Below are 19419 nucleotides of genomic sequence, written 5' to 3' on the forward strand. Positions count from 1 at the left end.
CGCGCGTGGCGACGGTGACCAAGGATCGAGCGCAGGAGCGGGAGCGCACGGTCGGCCTGTCGCGCACCGCGCTGGGCCGCGCGGTGCCGTCGGCCTGGCGCCGCGCCGACCGGCGGCTGCGCGACGACCCGGTGCTCGGCTGGGTCGGGACGCTCGCCGTGACGCTGCTCGCCTTCGTGCTGCGGGTCTGGCACCTGAAGACGCCGAAGGCGTTCGAGTTCGACGAGACGTACTACGCCAAGGACGCCTGGTCGATGCTCCACTTCGGCTACGCGCGCAACTACGACGCCGACGCCGACCGCCACATCCTCGCCGGCGTCGTCGACGGCCAGTGGCTGAAGAGCCCGGAGATGATCGTCCACCCCGATGTCGGCAAGTGGCTGATCGCGGCCGGGGAGAAGCTCTTCGGGATGGACCCGTTCGGGTGGCGGATCGCCGCGTGCGTCGTCGGGTCGCTGATGGTGCTGGTGATGATCCGCTTCGCCCGTCGGATCACCCGCTCGACCCTGCTGGGGCTGGTCGCCGGCGTACTCCTCTGCTTCGACGGGCTCGAGTTCGTGCTCTCCCGGCTGGCACTGCTCGACATCTTCGTCGCCTTCTTCACCCTGCTCGCCGCGCACTTCATGGTGGCCGACCGGGACTGGTGCCGGCGGCGTACGGCGCGGGCGGTGTCGTCGGTCGACGGACCTCCGCGGTGGGGGCCGGTGCGCAGGCTGCTCTTCCGGCCGTGGCTGCTCGCGGCCGGGGTCACCTGGGGGCTGGCGATCGGCACCAAGTGGCAGGCGGCGTACGTCCTCGCGGCCTTCGGCCTGCTGTACGCCGCATGGTGCATCGGGATGCGGCGCTCCTTCGGCGTACGGCGGGCGTGGGCGAAGGCGCTGCTGGTCGACGGGCCGGTGGCGTTCCTGCACCTCGTCGTCGTGGCGGTGGTGGTCTACGTCGCGACCTGGACGCCGTGGATGGTGCACGCGGACGTGTACGAGAAGTCGCTCTCCTCGACGCAGTACACCCAGTACACCGGCCACGGGCACTGCGACGGCACGTCGTACGTCGCCGACCACCTGGACACGAAGAAGCGCTGGCCGACGGCGACCGAGCCGGACGCCCACGGCCTCGGCGAGGTGTGGCAGTCGCTGCGGACGCTCTGGTACTACCACCGCGACGTCTACACCTTCCACACCCACTTCCTGAACTGCGCGACGCACACCTACGAGTCGCAGCCCTCGGGCTGGCTGCTGCTCAACCGACCGGTCGGGGTGGCCGCGGACACCGGGATCAAGCCCGGCACCGACAGCTGCGACGCGCCGACCGGCTCGACCTGTCTGCGCCAGGTCATCCTGCTCGGCACCCCGCTGCTGTGGTGGGGGTCGTGCCTCGCGGCGATCGCCGCGCTCTTCTACTGGATCCTGGCGCGGGACTGGCGGTTCGGCGTCGCCGTGGTCGGGATCGCGTCGTCGTGGCTGCCGTGGCTGATGTACGCCGACCGGCCGATCTTCTCCTACTACACGATCGTGACGCTGCCGTTCCTCGTGCTCGCGTGCACGCTGGTGATCGGCAAGCTGATCGGGTCCGGCCGGGACTCCTCCCGGCGGCGTACGGTCGGCGTGGTCGTCTCCGGCGCCTTCGTCGTCCTCGTGATCGCGAACTTCGCCTGGTTCTGGCCGATCTACACCGACCAGCTGCTCACCCACTCCGAGTGGCTGGACCGGATCTGGTTCAAGCGGTGGATCTGAGAGTCTTGACCTTGTGACTGTTGACGACGGCGCGTCGGCCACCGTGCTGCGGGGGCGCGTCGTCGCGCCGGACGCGGTGCTCGAGGACGGCGTCGTCGAGGTCGCCGGCGACCGGATCGTGGCGGTTCGTACGCCGAGCCCGGCCGACCCCGCCCCGACCGGCGACTGGCTGCTGCCCGGGCTCGTCGACGTCCACAACCACGGCGGCGGGGGCGCGTCGTTCACCGCCGCCGACCCCGAGCAGGTCGCGGTCGCGGCGGCCCACCACCTCGCCCACGGCACGACCTCCGTGCTCGCCAGCGCCGTGACCGACGCGCCCGCGCGGATGCTCCGGGTCGTCGCGACCCTCGCGGACGCCGTCGACGCCGGGCTGCTCGCCGGCATCCACGTCGAGGGACCGTTCCTCGCCGAGGCGTGCCGCGGGGCGCAGGACGCCGCCTATCTCCTCCCGCCCGATCCCGCACTCGCCGCCGAGCTGGTCGCGGCCGGACGGGGCCACGTGCGCGTGATGACGATCGCCGCCGAGCTGCCGGGCGCCGAAGCGGTCGCCGAGGTGCTCGCGGCCTCGGGGGTCGTCGCCGCGCTCGGCCACACCGCCGCCGACGCGGCGACCGCGCGCGCCTTCCTCGCCGCGGGCCGAGCGCCCCTCGTCACCCACCTCTTCAACGGCATGCCGGCCGTCCACCACCGCTCCCCCGGCCCCGCGATGGCCGCACTGGCGGCCGCCGCTGGCGGGCTCACCTCCGTGGAACTGGTCGCCGACGGCGTACACCTCGACGACGAGACCGTCCGCGCCGTCCTCGACATCGCCGGCGAGCAGTCGGTGCTGGTCACCGACGCGATGGCGGCGGCCGGGATGGCGGACGGGGAGTACGAGCTCGGGCCGCAGCGGGTCGAGGTGCGCGGCGGGGTCGCCCGGATCGCGGGCGGCGGCGCGATCGCCGGCGGGACCTCGCGCCTCCTGGACCAGGTACGCCGCCACGCGGCCGCCGGCCTCCCGCTCGTCCGGCTGGTCCGCGCCGCCGCGACGCGGCCCGCCGCCGTCGTCGGCCTCTCGGACGTCGGCGCGCTCGCGCCCGGGCTGCGCGCCGACCTGGTGGTCGCCGGCGCCGACCTCCGGCCGCTGCGCGTGCTGCGGGCAGGTCGGTGGGTCGACGAGCGGGTCGGCGCCTGACCGCTTCGTCGCGCGCTCGGTCGGGGTGGGAGGATCGGGGCATGTCGGTCGTGAAGATCAACGCCCTGTCAGTCCCCGCCGGCGCCGGGGAGGAGCTCGAGAAGCGGTTCGCGGCCCGCGCCGGCGCGGTCGAGGGGTCGCCGGGCTTCCTCGGCTTCCAGCTCCTGCGCCCCACCCACGAGGGCGGCCGCTACTTCGTCGTCACCCACTGGGAGGACGAGGAGTCGTTCCAGGCCTGGCGCGAGGGCGGCGCCGGTCCGGCCCACGCATCCGAGCCCGGCGAGGAGCCGCGCCGCCCCGTGTCGACCGGGGCCGAGCTGCTGGAGTTCGAGGTCGTCCTCGACGTGAAGCCGAAGGCCGCGGAGTGAGTACGCCGGTGGATCAGCGGGCGCCGCAGCGGTCCGGCCCGGGGACCACCCTCGCCGGGCTCCGGCCGGCGTACGCCGGGCTCTGCCTCCTCGGCGACGTCGTGTGCGTCTTGCTGTTCTCGCTCGGCGGCCACCAGTCGCACGAGGCGGACTCCTCGCAGCTGGTCACGCTGCGGATCGCGTGGCCGTTCCTGGTCGGGCTGGCCGTCGGCTGGGCGGTCCTGGTCTGGCGCGGCTGGTCGGGCCGCCGGGTCTGGCCGGCCGGTGTGGCGGTCCTCGCCTCGTCGTACGTCCTCGGGCTGCTGCTCCGCGTCGCCACGGGCTACGGCATCTCCGGCGGCTTCCCCGTGGTCACGCTGCTCTTCCTCGCCATCACCATGCTCGGCTGGCGTGGCTTCGTCGCCGGCAAGCTGCGCTACCGCCGCTGATCCCCGCGCACGCTACGACAGGTCCGCCGTCCAGCGCTCCTCGATGCGGCCGTAGCGCCAGACCGCGAGGGCGAGGAGCCAGGCGACGACGAAGAGGCCCACGATGGCGTACCCGGCGTAGTCGAGGGGGATGGACGCGATCGCGGCCAGCGGACCGTGGGTGATGGAGAGCCGGTCGGCGATGACGCCGGCGAGCTCGATGGTGCCGATCACGAGGGCGACGGCGACCGAGATCGAGGTGATCGTGAGGTTGTAGAAGACCTTGCGGACCGGCTTGGCGAAGGCCCAGCCGTAGGCGTAGTTCATGAAGACGCCGTCGACCGAGTCCATCAGCGACATGGCGGCGGCGAAGAGGATCGGAAGCACGAGGATCGAGTAGAACGGCAGGTTGAACGCCGCCGCGCCGCCCGCCAGGACGAGCAGGCCGACCTCGGTGGCGGTGTCGAAGCCGAGCCCGAAGAGCACGCCGATCGGGTAGATGTGCCACGGCTTGCGCACCGACTTCGTGAGGCCGCCGAGGAACCGGTTCATGAAGCCCCGGCTGTCGAGCTGCCGCTCGAGCTCCGCCTCGTCGTACTCGCCCTGCCGCATCCTGGCGAAGACCCGCAGGATCCCGAGCAGCGCTACCAGGTTGAGGATGCCGAGCATCCAGAGGAAGACCCCGGACACGGTCGGGCCGATCATCCCGGTGAGGGTGTGGAGGGTGGAGTCCTCGTGCTCGACGGAGCCGACGAGCGCCTTGACCCCGATCGAGAGCAGGAACGCCAGCGCGAAGACGATGGTGGAGTGGCCGAGCGAGAACCAGAAGCCGACGGTCAGCGGCTTGCGCCCGTTGCCGCTGGTCTGGGCGTCCTGGAGCAGCTTGCGGGTGGTGTTGTCGACGGCCGCGATGTGGTCGGCGTCGAAGGCGTGCCGCAGTCCGAAGGTGTAGGCGAGGACGCCGACCCCGACGGTGAAGACCGGGTGGTCGCCGCCGAGGTGGAAGTGCTGCGGCGCCACCAGCCCGAACAGCACGCCGAAGCCGACCACGTGGAGCGCGACCACGACCGTCGCCATCATCGCCAGCGACCGCTTGTCGGCGGCCCCCAGGCTGGCCCGGAACTCCCGCAGGTGGCTCACTCGCGTTCCCTTCGACTCGATTGATCGACGCTGTTGCGAACTTATCGCAATAACGCGAGTGGGGCGACAGCGGGGCGGGCGCCGTCTCAGTCCGTGGCTGGCTCCGTGGATGGCTCGGTGGCGACGACGCGCTCGAGCGTCCGCAGGGCGCGTGCGATCCGCGGCGACTCGTCGCCGGCCCGCGTGCCGACGAGGAGGTCGATCCCGAGGCTGGCCGGCACGAGGGGTCGGTACGTCGCCCCGGCGATCCCGAGCGCCGCGACCGGCTCGGGCGCGACCGCCACCCCGAGCCCGGCGGCGACGAAGGTCACCAGCGTCGAGGTCTCCGCGACCTCGTGCCGCACCCGCGGGTCGAAACCCGCGTCGTGGGCGAGGCGTACGACGAGGTCGTACATCGCCGACCGCCCGTGACCGGCGTGCGTCACCAGGTCCTCCCCCTCGAGGTCGGCCATCCGGAGCCGCTTGCGCGCAGCGAGCGGGTGACCCTCGGGCAGCACCACGATGAGCCGGTCCCGGCGTACGGGTCTCGTCTCCACCTCCGGGTCACGCACCGGGCCGCGCAGCAGCGCCAGGTCCACGTCGCCGGCGACTAGCGCCGAGACCAGGTCGGGGCCGAGCATCTCACCGCGGAACTCCACCTCGACGCCCGGCAGCTCCTCGCGCAGGCTGCGGGCCAGCAGCGGCATGAGGGAGTACGTCGCCGAGCCGACGCAGCCGAGCGCGAGATGCCCCGCGACCCCGCTGTCGATCCGCCGGGCCTCGTCCTCGGCGGCGTCGACCGAGGCGAGGATCTCCCGCGTCCGCTCGAGGAAGACGGCGCCGGCCGGGGTGAGCTCGACCCGGCGGGTGGAGCGGCGCAGCAGCTCGACGCCGAGCTCGGCCTCGAGGGCACGGATCTGCTGGGAGAGCGGCGGCTGGGCGATGTGCAGCCGCTCGGCGGCGCGGCCGAAGTGGAGCTCCTCGGCGACGGCCCGGAAGTAGCGCAGATGTCGCAGTTCCATGCCATCAATATTCCATATGTCTCAATCAGGTGGAAATGGATACTTCCCCCGACTCAGTGGGGCGACGTAGCGTCGGTCACATGAGCGATGTCGTGATCTGCGAACCGATCCGCACCCCTGTCGGCCGCTTCCTCGGGGCCCTCGCCCCGCTCAGCGCCACCGACCTGGCCACCACCGTGCTGAAGGAGCTGGTCGCCCGCACCGGGCTCGGCGAGGGCGACGTCGATGACGTCGTGCTCGGCAACGGCTATGCCAGCGGCGAGAACCCGTCGATCGGCCGGATCGCGGCGCTCGACGCCGGGTTGGGCACCGGCGTTCCCGGCCTCCAGATCGACCGACGCTGCGGCTCCGGCCTGCAGGCGGTGATGTACGCCGCCGGCCAGGTCGCCACCGGGGCGGCGAAGCTCGTCGTGGCCGGCGGGGCCGAGTCGATGTCGAACGTCGAGCACTACGCCCTCGGGCTCCGCGGCGGCGTCAAGCAGGGCGGGATCGACCTCGCCGACCGCCTCGACCGCGCCCGCGAGACCGCGGGCGGCAAGGACCACCCGATCCCGGGCGGCATGATCGAGACCGCCGAGAACCTCCGCCGCCGCTACGGCATCAGCCGCGAGGAGCAGGACGAGATGGCCGTCCGCTCCAACCAGCGCGCGGTCGCCGCCCACGAGGCCGGCAGGTTCGCCGACGAGCTGGTACCGGTCACGATCCCCGGCCGGCGCGGCAAGCCCGACACCGTCGTCGACCGCGACGAGCACCCGCGCGCCGACACGTCGATGGAGACGCTCGGCAAGCTCCGCCCGATCCGCCTCAAGGTCGACCCCGAGTCGACCGTGACCGCGGGCAACGCCTCCGGCCAGAACGACGGCGCCGCGATGTGCGTCGTCACCACCCGCGAAGAGGCCGAGAGGCGCGGGCTCACCCCGCTGCTCGCCCTGAAGTCGTGGGCGGTCACCGGCGTCGAGCCCGAGTACATGGGCATCGGGCCGGTCTCCGCGACCGCCGCCGCACTCGAGCGCGCCGGGCTCACCTCGCTCGACGAGATCGACCTGATCGAGATCAACGAGGCCTTCGCCGCCCAGGTGCTCGCCGTCCTGCGCGAGTGGAAGATCGACCCGACCGACGAGCGGCTCAACCCCAACGGCTCCGGAATCTCCCTCGGCCACCCGATCGGCGCCACCGGCGCCCGGATCCTCGCCACCGCCGCCCGCGAGGCGCAGCGCCGCGAGGCCCGCTACGTTCTGGAGACGATCTGCATCGGCGGTGGGCAGGGCATCGCCGCCGTGTTCGAGACCGTCCGCTGAGCCCGACGTACCCCGTCGTACCCCACCCCATCGAAGATCTGGAGCATCCATGACCCTGGACAAGGTGGTCGGCTCCGCCGCTGAGGCGGTCGCCGACATCCCCGACGGAGCGAGCCTCGCCGTGGGCGGCTTCGGCCTCGCCGGCATCCCGTGGTTCCTCATCGACGCGCTGCTCGAGCAGGGCGCCTCGGACCTCACCGTCGCCTCCAACAACTGCGGCGTCGACGGGGCCGGCCTCGGGCTCCTGCTCGAGGCCCACAAGATCACCCGCGTCATCGCGTCGTACGTCGGGGAGAACAAGGAGTTCGCGCGGCAGTACCTTGCCGGCGAGCTCACCGTCGAGCTCACCCCGCAGGGCACGCTCGCCGAGCGGCTGCGGGCAGGCGGCAGCGGGATCGGCGCGTTCTACACCCCGACCGGCGTCGGCACGCTCGTCTCCGAGGGCGGCATGCCGTGGCGCTACAACTCCGACGGCAGCGTCGCGCTGACCTCGCCGCCGAAGGAGGTGCGGGAGTTCCAGGGCAAGAAGATGGTGCTCGAGGAGGGCATCGTCACCGACTACGCGCTCGTCCGCGCCGCGGTCGTCGACCGGGCCGGCAACGCCGTCTTCCACGCCGCCGCGCGCAACTTCAACCCGCCCGCCGCGATGTCCGGCCGCATCACGATCGTCGAGGCGGAGAAGGTCGTCGAGGTCGGCGAGCTCGGCCCCGACGAGATCCATCTGCCCGGCATCTTCGTCCAGCGGATCCTCGAGCTCACCCCCGAGCAGGCTGCCCGCAAGGACATCGAGAAGCGCACCACCCGCCAGCGCCCGAGCGAGGAGAACTGACATGAGCTGGTCCCGTGACGAGATGGCCGCCCGCGCGGCGCAGGAGCTGAACGACGGCGACTACGTCAACCTCGGCATCGGCCTGCCGACGCTCATCCCCGACTACCTGCCGGAGACGTCCACGGTCGTGCTCCACGCCGAGAACGGCATCCTCGGCGTCGGCCCCTTCCCGTACGACGACGAGGTCGACCCCGATCTCATCAACGCCGGCAAGCAGACCGTGACGGTGCTCCCCGGAGCGTCGTACTTCGACTCGGCCACCTCCTTCGCCATGATCCGCGGCGGCCACATCGACGTCGCCGTCCTCGGCGCGATGCAGGTCGCCATCAACGGCGACATCGCCAACTGGATGATCCCCGGCGCCATGGTCAAGGGCATGGGCGGTGCGATGGACCTCGTCAGCGGCGCCGGCCGGGTCATCGTGCTCATGGAGCACGTCACGAAGAAGGGCGAGCCCAAGCTGCTCACCGAGTGCAGCCTCCCGCTCACCGGCAGCGGCATCGTCAAGCGGGTCATCACCGACCTGTGCGTCCTCGACGTCACCGGCACCCACTTCGACCTCGTCGAGCTCGCCCCGGGGGTGTCGTACGACGACGTCGCCGCCGCCACCGGTGCGCCGGTCGTCGACAAGACGGCTGTCGTGGCCTGAGGGGCGGCGGTGGCCGGCCGTTTCAGGTTTCCCCGGCCGGCCGGGTAATCCCGATGTTGTGGGGTGTCTGAACACCCCACAAGGTCGGATTTCCCCTGCCAGCCGGGGAAACCACACCGGCAGCCGGGGAACCAAGAGCGGCGGCCCGGACCCTAAGCCCCCCGCCGAGGCCCGGGCAGCGTGGGATGCATCGCGGCCAGCTCGGCGCGGGTGCGGACGCCGAGCTTCGCGTAGATCCGGGTGAGGTGGTACTGCACGGTCTTCGGCGACACGAACAATCGGGCGGCGACCTCGCGGTTGGAGAGCCCAGTGGCGACGAGGTCGGCGACGGACTCCTCCTGCGGGGTGAGGTCGTCGGGCCCGCGGTCGCCGCGTACGGCGTGGACGCCGCCGGCCTTGAGCTCGCGGTCGCAGCGCTCGACGTACGTGCGGGCGCCGAGGGCGAGGTAGACGTCGCGCGCGAGCGAGAGCATCCGGTCGGCCTCGCGGCGTTTGCCCGCCCGACGCAGCGTCTGCCCGAAGGCGAACCGCACCCGGGCGAGGTCGTAGCGCAGCGGCATCGCCTCGAGCAGCCGCAGTGACTCCTCGAACGACGCCCGTGCCGCTGCGAGGTCGCCGGTCGCACCTTGGAGACGCCCGCGGGCGTAGCCGAGCCGGACCAGCGACGAGCGGTGGCCGCGCTCCCGCGCCCGCGCCTCGTGCCCGGTGAGCAGCGCATCGGCGGCGTCGTACCTGCCCTCGACGACGAGCGCGTTGGCCAGGACGTCCACCCACGGCCAGAAGCCGGGCTCGTCCAGGCTGGTGCCGGCCGGAACGCGGGTCAGCGGCTCGAGGGCCTGGAGTACGCCGGCGTAGTCGCTGCGCGCCTCCGCGACCTGGGCGCGGGCGAGCTGGCACGGCACCTGCATCACCTCATAGCCCAGTGCCAGCGACTCGGCGACCCGCACCGACTCCTCGGCCTGCTGCCACTCACCGCGCAGCGCACTCACCTGTGCGGCGGTCCACTCGAGGAGCGGGATGATGAGCGTCATCCCCGACGTACGCGCCAGTTCGCGGCCGCGCTCCACCACCCGCAGCGCCTGGTCCCAGTCGCCGGTGACGACGTGGGCGCGCGCCAGCCACGCGGCTGACCACAGCGCGATCCGGGTCGAGCCGCCGAGCTCGGTCGACAGCGCGCTCTCGAGACGCACGCGGGCGTCCTCGACCCGGTCGACCGCGAGCTCCAGCCAGCCCATCCCCATCGCGACCCGTTGCGCCTGGGCGCCGTGCGGGACGCGCTCGGCCAGCTCGGCGTACGACGCCAGCGCCGCGTCGGGGTCGCCCGCGGCGGCGACGCCGAGACCGCGGATCGCAGCGGCCTCCAGTCCGGCCGGCGAGTCCGCGCCGGCCAGCGCGATCGCCCGGTCGGCCCACCGGACGAGCTCCGGGCCTTGGCACCGGGCGAGGGCATGGAGCACGTGTCGCTGCGCGATGAGGCCGGCGGTGGCGGGATCCCGGTCGACGTTGACGATGTCCCAGGCCCGGCGCAGTCGCGAGCCCGCCTCGGCCGCCCGGCCGCGGAGGACGGCGAGATAGGCGAGTACGGCGTCACGGAGCGGCGTCTCGCGAAGCGACTCGATCACGGGCACGAGCGCGCTCGCGCCCAGCGCGTCGCCGGCGGCCACCTGCGCGTCGACGCTGCGGGTGAGCCGCTCGTCGCGCAGCAGCGGGTCGCTGGTGAGACGGCCGGCCTGCCGCCACAGTCCGGCGGCGACGCCCCAGGCTCCCGCGTCCGCCCGCTGGCGGGCGAGCCGGTCGACGTCGTCGGCCAACGCGTCGTCGACGGTCGGAGCTGCGGCGACCAGGTGGCCGAGACGGCGGGCCGGATCGGCGACGACGTCGGCGGCCCGCCGGTGCAGGTCGGCCGAGACCTGCTCGCCGAGGTGGGCCAGGACCGCTGACCGGACCATCGGGGCCGGCTGCTGCAGATCGGGGGTGAGCAGCTCCGCGCGGACGGCCTCGTCGAGCGCCGGCAGCGGGTCGGACAGGTCGGCCAGGGCGGCCGCCTCGGCGAGTGCGACGGGCGGTCCGGCACCGTGTTCCCCCGGCTCGGTGGGCTCGGCGAGCACCGCGACGGCCGCGACCAGGGCCCGCGCGGCCCCGCCGCAGCCGGCCAGCCGGCCACCGACGTCCGCCGCGACGTGCGCCGGCGCGGGGAGGTCCGGGTCGTACCGTGCCCACCGCGAGGCCGGCAGCTCCTCCAGCAGCGCCGCCGCGTCGCCCGGGTTGCCCTGCGTGTGCCGCCAGAGCGCCTCGGCCATCGCGGGGTGCAGCGCACGGCCGCGCGCCGCCGCCAGCTCGGCGACGTCGGCGGGCGCCACCGGGCCGAGGCGGAGCTCCTCGCCCCCCAGCGACGCGAGTACGCCGTCGGCCGACCGCGCCACGAGCAGCACCAGCAGCGGGAGCGACCGGTGGTGACGCACGACCGTGGACAAGGTCTGCAGCGAGCATGCGTCCCCGGCGCCGGCGTCGTCGACCACCGCGAGGGTCGGCCCGGTCACTGCCTCGCGCAGCTGCTCGGCCGCCGCGACGGGGTCGTCCGGGACGTCGGTCTGCAGCAGCTGGCGCAGCACTCCGCCGGCGTACTCCTGCTCCCAGGGCACCGCCCGCGCCCGCAGCACCCGCACCGGCTCCGCCGAAAGCTGCTCCGCCGAAAGCTGCTCGGCCGCGAGCTGCTCGGCCAGCGCGCTCTTGCCCCGTCCGGCGGGACCGGTCAGCAGCACCAGCCGGGCGCCGCTGACGCCGATCCCGGCCAGCACCTCCCGGAGCTCGCCGAGCTCGGCGTCCCGTCCGACGAGCACCGGCCTCGCTGTGAGCACGACCACACCCTAGTGCGGCCCGCCCACTCACCCGAGGTCGCCGCCTGCGACCGGCAGGACCGTTCCGGTGATGTACGACGCCTCGTCGCTGGCGAGGAAGCAGATCGCCGCCGCCTGCTCGTCGAGCGTGCCGTAGCGGTGCATCAGCGAGGAGTCGATGGTCTGGTCGATGTGCGCCTGGAACCATGCCCTCTCCGACTCGCTCCGCGGCTCCGGGGTCCCCCGCGAGACCCTCCGCGGCGGCGCCTCGGTGCCGCCCGGGGCCGTCGCGACCACGCGGACCCCGGAGTCGGCGTACTCCATCGCGAGGGAGGCGGTGATCGCGTTGATGCCGCCCTTGGCCGCGGAGTAGGGGATCCGGTGGATGCCGCGCGTCGCCGCGGAGGAGACGTTGACGATGACGCCGTGTCCCCGCTCGACCATCCCCGGCAGGACCGCTCGGCAGGCGTAGAGCGTCGTCATGAGCGACCGGTCCACCTCGGCCCGGATCTCGGCGTCGGTGAACTCGGTGAACGGCTTGAAGTTGATCGCGCCGCCGACGTTGTTGACGAGGACGTCGATCCGGCCGAACTGCGCCAGCGCCTGCTGCACCATCGCCGCGGCGCCGTCGTAGTGCTCGAGGTCGGCTGTCACGGCCAGCGCGTCCGGGCCTTCGGCCGTCAGCTCGTCGGCGAGCTCCTTGACCAGCTCGGACCGGTCGGCGACGACGAGCGCTCCGCCCTCGGCGCTGACCCGCCGGGCCACCTGGGCACCGATCCCCTGGGCCGATCCGGTGACGACCACGACCTTGCCGTCGAACCTCCCGGGCGTCACGAACCGGGGCCGCTTCGAGGCGAGCCGGTCCGACATCGCCCGCCGCATCGTCTCCTTCGACCGGTGGGCGTGGGCGACGATCAGCTCGCGGGCACGCTCCCGGTCACCGGTCTCGAACGCCGCCACGATGTCGAGGTGGTCCTGGGCGCAGAGCGGATGGCACCAGGTCGCGTGCCGCAGCACGTCCTCCATCCGGCCCTTCACCCCGAGGGCCTGGTAGGCCTGCAGCAGGTGCTCGTTGCCGGTCTGGGCGAACAGGTAGTCGTGGAACGCGGCGTTCGACTCCGTGTAGCCGGCAGCGTCGGTGAACCGGTCGCCGTCGACGTACGGCACCGTCGACTCGGCGAGCAACCGGTAGCCGGTCAGCTGCTGCGAGGTCAGTCGTCCGATGGTCAGCTCCAGCGCCCCGAGCTCGAGCGCCTCGCGGGCCTCGAAGATGGCGTCCGACGCCTGGACGTCGGGGTGCTCCTCGCCGATCTGGTAGCCGTCCGGCGTCACCGCCGGACCGCCGGTCGAGCTCGCCCCGACGCTGGTGCGCGCCGAGACCTCCTCGACCGGCGCGACGTGGGTGTCGGTCGGGAACATCTCCTGGCCGGTGATCCGGCGTACGGCGTCGCCGTCCTCCACCAGGACCGACGGACCGTCCCACGGCCCCAGCTCTGCTGCCGGCAGGAGCTCCTGGCCCGCGATCCGGCGGGCGTCGGCAGCAGGGAGCAGCTCCTCGCCTGCTGTCGCGTCCTCGGCTGCTGTCGCGTCCTCGGCCGCTGTCGTGCCCGGGGCGACCGTGTTGGTCTCGCCACCGCTCGCTTCGCTCGCGGGCTCGACCGGCGTCCCGGTTGGCTCCCCCTCTTCCGGCGGTGGCTGTTTGCCCGGGACGGCCAGGGCGAACTTCTCGTAGTAGAACCCGGTCGGCTCGATGCCGGCGTCCGCGACGTGCGACCGCACGGCCTCGACCATCGGGGGCGGGCCGCACAGGTAGATGGCGACATCGCCGTCGTACAGGTGCTCGGGCCGGATCAGGCTCATCACGTAGCCCTTGTTGGCGGCCGAGCTGGCCGGGTCCGAGACGCAGTGGTCCCAGGTGAGGCCGGGCAGCTGCGCCGCGAGCTCATCGAGCTCGTCGAGCCCGCACAGGTCGTCGTCGGTACTGACGCCGTACACGAGATGGGCGCGCCGCTCGGAGCCGTCGGCGCGCAGCTTACGGAGCATCGCCAGGATCGGCGCGAGCCCGGTCCCGCCGGCGATCAGGAGCACCGGCCGGTCGGTCTCGCGCAGGAAGAACGAGCCGTTCGGGCCGGTGAAGCGGACCCGGTCGCCGGTCTGGGCGCGGTCGGTCAGCCAGTCCGACATCGCACCGCCCGGGGTGAGCTTGATCAGGAAGGTGAGCCGCTCCTCGTGCGGGGCGTTGCTGAAGGAGTACGACCTGGTGACGCCGGGGTCGCCGGTGTCGGGCACCGCGATGTTGACGTACTGCCCCGGCAGGAACGCCAGCTCGCCGCGGTTCGGGATCTCGAGCCCGAGCCGCACCGTCGTCGGCGAGACCCGCTCGAGCTCCACGACGGTGCCGTCGTACGTCGCCGCGCGGGTCTTCGCGACCTCGGAGGTGCTGGCGATCTGCAGGACCAGGTCGGAGTGCGGCCGGAGCTGGCACGGCAGGACGTACCCCTCCGCCGCCTCGGGCTCCGAGAGCGCGTCGTCGATGTAGACGCCGTGCTCGTACTCGCCCGACTCGCACCGCGCCTTGCACGTCCCGCACGCGCCGTCGCGGCAGTCGAGCGGGATGTTGATCCGCTGGCGGTACGACGCGTCGGCGACCGTCTGGTCCTCGCGGCAGGTGATGAAGCGGGTGACGCCGTCCTCGAACGACAGCGCCACCGAGTGCGTGGCGCTCCCCTGGGCGGTGTCCTGGGCCGTGTCCTGGGCGTTCTCCTGGGTGGCAGTCATGGCGACACCTCAGAAGTGGTAGACGTCCACCACGTGGTGGATGTAGTCGTTCTTCAGCACCACCGTCTTGCGACGGATGAGCGGCTGCTCGCCGGAGAAGTCGATCGTGTAGAACGACGTCCCGTAGTAGGGGTCCACGGTGTGGTAGCGGAAGTACATCGTGTGCCAGTTGAACCGTACGTCGACGAGGTCGCCGCGCCGCTCGATCACCTCGACGTTGGAGATGTTGTGCGACGTCCGCGGCTCCGGGATCGAGGTCGCCGAGGAGCGCTCCGTGCGGACCCGGAAGACCCGGTCCTCGAGCCCGCCCTTGTTGGGGTAGTAGATCAGTGAGATCTCCTGCTGCGGGTCCTCGGTGAGCCGGTCGGTGTCGTCCCACGACGGCATCCAGTAGACGACGTCGTCGGCGTAGCAGCCGAGCCACTTCTCGAACTCGCGGTCGTCGAGGTAGCGCGCCTCGCGGTAGAGGAACTGCTCGATCGTGTTCTGGGTGATCAGCCGCGCGCCGGTCCCGGACGTCGAGCCGGTCGAGACGCCGCTGTGTGCGATGGTCATGTCAGTTCCCCTCCCCGTTCCGGTGGCGCGCCGCGAAGGCCGACTCCTCGGCGGCCACGGCCTTGCCGCATGGTCTCCAGCCAGTAGCCGTGCTGGACGGGGTAGAGCCCCTCGTCCTCGTTCTTGACCCCGGCCGAGATGACGCCGTGCATGCCGAGCGCCTCGGCGACCGGGTCCGGGCCGCTGAGCCAGTGCTCCGCGCCGCGGCTCATGTCGTTCCAGGGCGCGTTCGTGGCCCGGAAGGTGAGCTGGCAGGAGCGGAACTCCTCGAGGTCGTCCGGCGTCGCCATCCCGGAGGCGTTGAAGAAGTCCTCGTACTGCCGGATCCGCCAGGCCCGCGCCTCCCGGCTCTCGCCCTTCGGGGCGATGCAGTAGATGGTCACCTCGGTCCTGTCCGGCGCGATCGGACGGAAGTGCCTGATCTGGGTGGAGAACTGGTCCATCAGGTACACGTTCGGGTAGAGGCACAGGTTCCGGGAGCCCTTGACCATGAACTCGCCCTTGGCGTCGCCGTACTTCTCCTTCAGCTCCTCCATCCGGTCCCACAGCGGCCGGTCCTGGGGGTTGCCCGCCCAGGTCCACAGGCACAGGTGGCCGTTCGGGTACGACCAGTAGCCGCCACCTGACTTCCCCCACTGGCCGGCGTCGAGCGTCTTCGTCGCGTTCGTCGACTCGCCCGTGTTCCTCCGCGACGTCGTCGCGGCGTAGTTCCAGTGCGTCGCCGTCACGTGGTAGCCGTCGGCGCCGTTCTCCGCCTGGACCTTCCAGTTCCCGTCGTAGGTGTACGTCGAGGCGCCGCGGAGCACCTCGAGCCCGTCGGGCGACTGGTCGACGAGCATGTCGATGACCTTGGTGGTGTCGCCGAGGTGCTCTTCGAGCGGTACGACGTCGGGGTTGAGGCTGCCGAAGAGGAACCCGCGGTAGCTGGCGAACCGCTCCACCTTCGTCATGTTGTGGGAGCCGTCGACGTCGAAGGTCGCCGGGTAGCCGGCCCCCTCCGGGTCCTTGACCTTGAGCAGCGTCCCGTCGTTGCGGAACGTCCAGCCGTGGAACGGGCAGGTCAGCGTCGTACGGTTGTCGGTCTTCTTGCGGCAGACCATCGCGCCGCGGTGGGCGCACGCGTTGATGAGCAGGTGGAGCTCGCCGTCCTTGTCGCGGGTGATCACGACCGGCTGGCGCCCCATGTAGGTCGTGAAGTAGTCGCCCGGCCTCGGCAGCTGGCTCTCGTGGGCGAGGTAGATCCAGTTGCCCTCGAAGATGTGCCTCATCTCGAGCTCGAAGATCTCCTCGTCGGTGAAGATCCGTCGGTTGGCGCGGTAGATCCCGGCCTCACGGTCGTCGATCACCGCGTCGGCGAGCACGCCCTCGAGACGGTCGAAGGTGTCGGTGGCGGGCCCTTCGTACGCCGTGGGCCGGTCCGAGGTTGTGGTCATGGTGTGCCTCCAGCGGGTCGGGTCCCTCGACCTTGGCACCGGGTGGCGTCCGTCACACGAGGCGAATGCCCAGTCCCGACCTAGGCATCGATTGATCGCCACGGCTTATCAATGACCCGAAAACAGGACCTTGTCGTCGATAGATCCGCGACTTAGCGTGGCGGGGCACGTGGCACTCGTCACACCGTGCCCACCGACCCACACTGCGCCCACCGACCGATCGACGGGAGAGGACCCATGGAGCTGCGGCACCTGCGCTACTTCGCGGTCGTCGCGGAGACCTGCCACTTCGGCCAGGCCGCCGAGCGACTGCACATCGCCCAGCCGGCGCTCTCCCAGGCGATCCGCCAGCTCGAGGCCGAGCTCGACGTCACCCTCTTCAACCGCACCACGCGACAGGTCTCGCTGACCCCGGCCGGCGAGTTCCTCCGGGCCGAGGTGACGCGGGTGCTCGGCGCGGTCGACGACAGCGTCCGCGGCGTACGCCGGATCGCCGGGGGCCGGCACGGGCTGGTCCGCCTGGGGCTCACCGGTACGGCGGCGTTCTCGCACCTTCCCGCCATCGCGCGGGTCGTCAAGCGCGAGCTGCCCGGCGTCGCCCTCGAGATCCACGCCGACCTGCTGACGCCCGCGCAGTGCGAGCGGCTGCGGGCCGGCTCCCTCGACCTGGCCGTCCTCCGGCCGCCCGCCGTGGGCGAGGGCATCGCGCTGCGCACCGTCGACGTGGAGCCGCTCGTCCTCGCCGTACCCGCCGACCACCGGCTCGCCGTCGAGCCGGTCATCTCGATGGTCGACCTGCGCAGCGAGCCGTTCGTCGTCTACGGCAGCCGCGACTCGGCCGTCAACGAGGCGGTGCTGCGCAGCTGCCGCGCCGCCGGGTTCGTCCCGCAGCGCGAGCACGAGGCCCCCGGGACCGCCGTGCTCCTGGCCCTCGTCGCCGCCGGGCTCGGCGTCTCCGTGGTCCCGGCCGGCGTACGGTCGCTGCCCCTGGAGGGCGTGGTGTTCCGCGACCTCCTGGACGCGGGCAACGTCGACCTCGCCCTCGGCTGGCTCGACGGTCAGGACAACCCGGTCGTCGACGCCGTCGTCGGCGTCCTCGAGACAGCCGGGCTGCTGCGGACCCGGCCCGACGCCGTCCCGACCGAGGGGGCCCGATGAAGATCACCGCCGTAGAGGCGATCCCGTTCGCCATCCCGTACCTCAAGCCGCTCCGGTTCGCCAGCGGTGAGGTGCACACCGCCGAGCACGTGCTCGTCCTCGTCCACACCGATGACGGCGTCGTCGGCGTCGCCGAGGCGCCACCGCGGCCGTTCACGTACGGCGAGACCCAGCGCGGCATCGTCGCGGTGGTCGAGGACCTCTTCGCCCCGGCGCTCGTCGGGCTCACCCTGCTCGAGCGCGAGGTCGCCCAGGCGCGGCTCGCGCGCACCGTCGGCAACCCGACCGCCAAGTCCGCGGTCGACATGGCGATGTGGGACGCGCTCGGCAAGACCCTGGAGCTCCCCGTGACCGACCTGCTCGGGGGCTACACCGACCGGATGCGCGTCTCCCACATGCTCGGGTTCGAGGAGCCCGCGACGATGGTCGCGGAGGCCGAGCGGATGGTGGAGACGTACGGCATCCGCACCTTCAAGGTGAAGGTCGGCCGCCGCCCGGTGAGCCTCGACACCGCCGTCGTACGCGCGCTGCGCGAGCGGTTCGGCGACACCGTCGAGCTGTACGTCGACGGCAACCGCGGCTGGAACGCGTCGGAGTCGCTTGCGGCGATGCGCGAGATGGCCGACCTCGGACTGCTCTTCGCCGAGGAGCTCAACCCCGCCGACGACGTCCTCGGCCGGCGCTGGCTCGTCGAGCGTCTCGACGTGCCCTTCATCGCCGACGAGTCGGTGCCGACACCGGCCGAGGTCACGCGCGAGGTGCTCGGAGGCTCGGCGACAGCGGTCAGCATCAAGACCGCACGCACCGGTTTCACCGTCTCGCAGCGGGTCCACCACCTCGCCGAGGGGCTCGGCCTCGAGGTCGTGATGGGCAACCAGATCGACGGCCAGGTCGGGACCGCCTGCACCATCGCGTTCGGCGCGGCCTTCCGGCTCACCAGCCGCCGCGCCGGCGAGCTCTCGAACTTCCTCGACATGAGCGACGACCTGCTCACCGAGCCACTGCAGATCCGCGACGGCGAGCTGGTCCTGCGCCAGCGGCCCGGTATCGGGATCGAGATCGACCCCGACAAGCTCGAGCGCTACCGCACCGACCGCTGACACACCCAGACCTGACCTGGCCGTCCCGAGGCGGCCAGGACCACCAGGAGACAACAAGGAGATGACCATGAGCACCACCCACCCCACCGAGGCCGCCGCGGAGGCCGCGGCCGCCACGGCCGCCGCCTCCGGCGCGAGCGCCACCGCCCGCTTCCAGACGGACAAGACCTTCCAGGCCGTCCAGGACACGCCGAAGGAGCGCGTCGACCGGCTGGCCAAGCGCGTGCTGGGCGCCGTCTACGACACCATCCGCGAGGAGCAGGTCACGTACGACGAGTACAACGCGCTCAAGGCGTGGCTGATCCAGGTCGGGCAGGACGGTGAGTGGCCGCTGTTCCTCGACGTGTGGGTCGAGCACGTCGTCGAGGAGGTCGCGACCGCCGACCGAAAGGGCAACAAGGGCACCATCGAGGGGCCGTACTACGTCCCGAACGCACCCGAGATCGCCGACGAGAACGGTGTCGGCAACGTCCCGATGCGCGAGGGCGAGAAGGGCACCCCGCTGGTCTGGAAGGGCACCCTCACGTCCACCGACGGCACCCCGCTCAGCGACGGGAAGATCGAGATCTGGCACGCCGACGACGACGGCTTCTACAGCCAGTTCGCCCCCGGCCTGCCGGAGTGGAACCTGCGCGGCACCAACCACGTCGGTCCCGACGGCTCCTTCGAGATCCACACCGTGCAGCCCGCGCCGTACCAGATCCCGACCGACGGTGCCTGCGGCAAGCTGATCGCCGCCGCCGGGTGGCACGCATGGCGGCCGGCCCACATCCACGTCAAGGTGTCCGCGCCGGGCCACCAGCTGCTCACCGCCCAGCTCTACTTCCCCGGGGACGTCCACAACGACGACGACATCGCCTCGGCCGTCAAGCCGGAGCTGATGCTCGAGCCGAAGCCCCAGGGCGACGGCACCTCGGTCGTCGAGTACTCCTTCGTGCTCGACCCGGAGTGAGCGCCTG

16 protein-coding genes are annotated in these 19419 nt (G+C 72.3%); 10 read left to right on the forward strand and 6 right to left on the reverse strand.

The features are described from left to right. The first annotated feature begins 5 nt into the window (after positions 1–5). From ABLE53_RS20185 to ABLE53_RS20200, 4 genes are read left to right on the forward strand one after another with little or no spacing between them, the layout of a single operon-like run. Positions 6–1733 carry a dolichyl-phosphate-mannose--protein mannosyltransferase gene (locus tag ABLE53_RS20185; RefSeq protein ID WP_348860946.1) on the forward strand — a complete coding sequence of 576 codons (1728 nt, stop codon included), beginning with the start codon at positions 6–8 and terminating at the stop codon, positions 1731–1733. 13 nt (positions 1734–1746) lie between these two features. Continuing rightward, complete coding sequence (locus tag ABLE53_RS20190) at positions 1747–2907, forward strand: N-acetylglucosamine-6-phosphate deacetylase (protein ID WP_348860947.1); 1161 nt, start codon at positions 1747–1749, stop codon at positions 2905–2907. 41 nt (positions 2908–2948) lie between these two features. Continuing rightward, a complete protein-coding gene (locus ABLE53_RS20195) occupies positions 2949–3275 on the forward strand; it encodes an antibiotic biosynthesis monooxygenase family protein (RefSeq protein ID WP_348860948.1) in 327 nt (108 codons plus the stop codon). Then, positions 3272–3703, forward strand: coding sequence for a DUF3054 domain-containing protein (locus ABLE53_RS20200; protein ID WP_348860949.1), 432 nt, complete (start codon positions 3272–3274; stop codon positions 3701–3703). Before ABLE53_RS20195 ends, ABLE53_RS20200 begins: the two co-directional genes overlap by 4 nt. A 12-nt stretch (positions 3704–3715) precedes the next feature. Here ABLE53_RS20200 and nicT read toward each other — a convergent pair whose 3' ends face one another. Beyond that, the gene (gene nicT / locus ABLE53_RS20205) at positions 3716–4822 is read right to left on the reverse strand and encodes a Nickel transporter NicT (RefSeq protein WP_348860950.1); all 1107 of its coding nucleotides are present in this window, start codon (positions 4820–4822) and stop codon (positions 3716–3718) included. A gap of 86 nt (positions 4823–4908) precedes the next feature. Then, positions 4909–5823, reverse strand: a complete 915-nt coding sequence (locus ABLE53_RS20210) for a LysR substrate-binding domain-containing protein (RefSeq protein ID WP_348860951.1) — start codon at positions 5821–5823, stop codon at positions 4909–4911. Positions 5824–5903: 80 nt separating this feature from the next. Between ABLE53_RS20210 and ABLE53_RS20215 the strand changes: the two genes are divergently transcribed. Genes ABLE53_RS20215 through ABLE53_RS20225 form a run of 3 tightly spaced genes read left to right on the forward strand, consistent with a single transcriptional unit; the run spans position 5904 to position 8599 of the window. Further along, complete coding sequence (locus ABLE53_RS20215) at positions 5904–7121, forward strand: acetyl-CoA C-acetyltransferase (protein WP_348860952.1); 1218 nt, start codon at positions 5904–5906, stop codon at positions 7119–7121. A gap of 49 nt (positions 7122–7170) precedes the next feature. Further along, complete coding sequence (locus ABLE53_RS20220) at positions 7171–7950, forward strand: CoA transferase subunit A (protein WP_348860953.1); 780 nt, start codon at positions 7171–7173, stop codon at positions 7948–7950. 1 nt (position 7951) lies between these two features. After that, the gene (locus ABLE53_RS20225; RefSeq protein ID WP_348860954.1) at positions 7952–8599 is read left to right on the forward strand and encodes a CoA transferase subunit B; all 648 of its coding nucleotides are present in this window, start codon (positions 7952–7954) and stop codon (positions 8597–8599) included. Positions 8600–8751: 152 nt separating this feature from the next. On the opposite strand, the gene ABLE53_RS20230 is transcribed toward ABLE53_RS20225, so the two are convergent. Genes ABLE53_RS20230 through benA form a run of 4 tightly spaced genes read right to left on the reverse strand, consistent with a single transcriptional unit; the run spans position 8752 to position 16202 of the window. Further along, positions 8752–11457 carry a helix-turn-helix transcriptional regulator gene (locus tag ABLE53_RS20230; RefSeq protein WP_348860955.1) on the reverse strand — a complete coding sequence of 902 codons (2706 nt, stop codon included), beginning with the start codon at positions 11455–11457 and terminating at the stop codon, positions 8752–8754. Between the two features lie 27 nt (positions 11458–11484). After that, a complete protein-coding gene (gene benC / locus ABLE53_RS20235; protein WP_348860956.1) occupies positions 11485–14214 on the reverse strand; it encodes a benzoate 1,2-dioxygenase electron transfer component BenC in 2730 nt (909 codons plus the stop codon). Positions 14215–14223: 9 nt separating this feature from the next. Then, complete coding sequence (gene benB, locus ABLE53_RS20240) at positions 14224–14769, reverse strand: benzoate 1,2-dioxygenase small subunit (RefSeq protein ID WP_348860957.1); 546 nt, start codon at positions 14767–14769, stop codon at positions 14224–14226. Then, positions 14766–16202, reverse strand: a complete 1437-nt coding sequence (gene benA / locus ABLE53_RS20245; protein WP_348860958.1) for a benzoate 1,2-dioxygenase large subunit — start codon at positions 16200–16202, stop codon at positions 14766–14768. The genes benB and benA overlap by 4 nt, the downstream gene beginning before the upstream one ends. A 237-nt stretch (positions 16203–16439) precedes the next feature. Between benA and ABLE53_RS20250 the strand changes: the two genes are divergently transcribed. From ABLE53_RS20250 to catA, 3 genes are all read left to right on the forward strand, one after another. After that, positions 16440–17360 carry a LysR substrate-binding domain-containing protein gene (locus ABLE53_RS20250; protein WP_348860959.1) on the forward strand — a complete coding sequence of 307 codons (921 nt, stop codon included), beginning with the start codon at positions 16440–16442 and terminating at the stop codon, positions 17358–17360. Beyond that, positions 17357–18460: a mandelate racemase/muconate lactonizing enzyme family protein gene (locus ABLE53_RS20255; protein WP_348860960.1), complete on the forward strand. Its 1104-nt coding sequence runs from the start codon at positions 17357–17359 to the stop codon at positions 18458–18460. Before ABLE53_RS20250 ends, ABLE53_RS20255 begins: the two co-directional genes overlap by 4 nt. A 67-nt stretch (positions 18461–18527) precedes the next feature. Next, positions 18528–19412: a catechol 1,2-dioxygenase gene (catA, locus tag ABLE53_RS20260; protein WP_348860961.1), complete on the forward strand. Its 885-nt coding sequence runs from the start codon at positions 18528–18530 to the stop codon at positions 19410–19412. Positions 19413–19419: the final 7 nt, after the last annotated feature.

Origin of the sequence: Nocardioides asiaticus, assembly GCF_040049175.1 — a bacterium.
Lineage (GTDB): Bacteria > Actinomycetota > Actinomycetes > Propionibacteriales > Nocardioidaceae > Nocardioides > Nocardioides cheoyonin.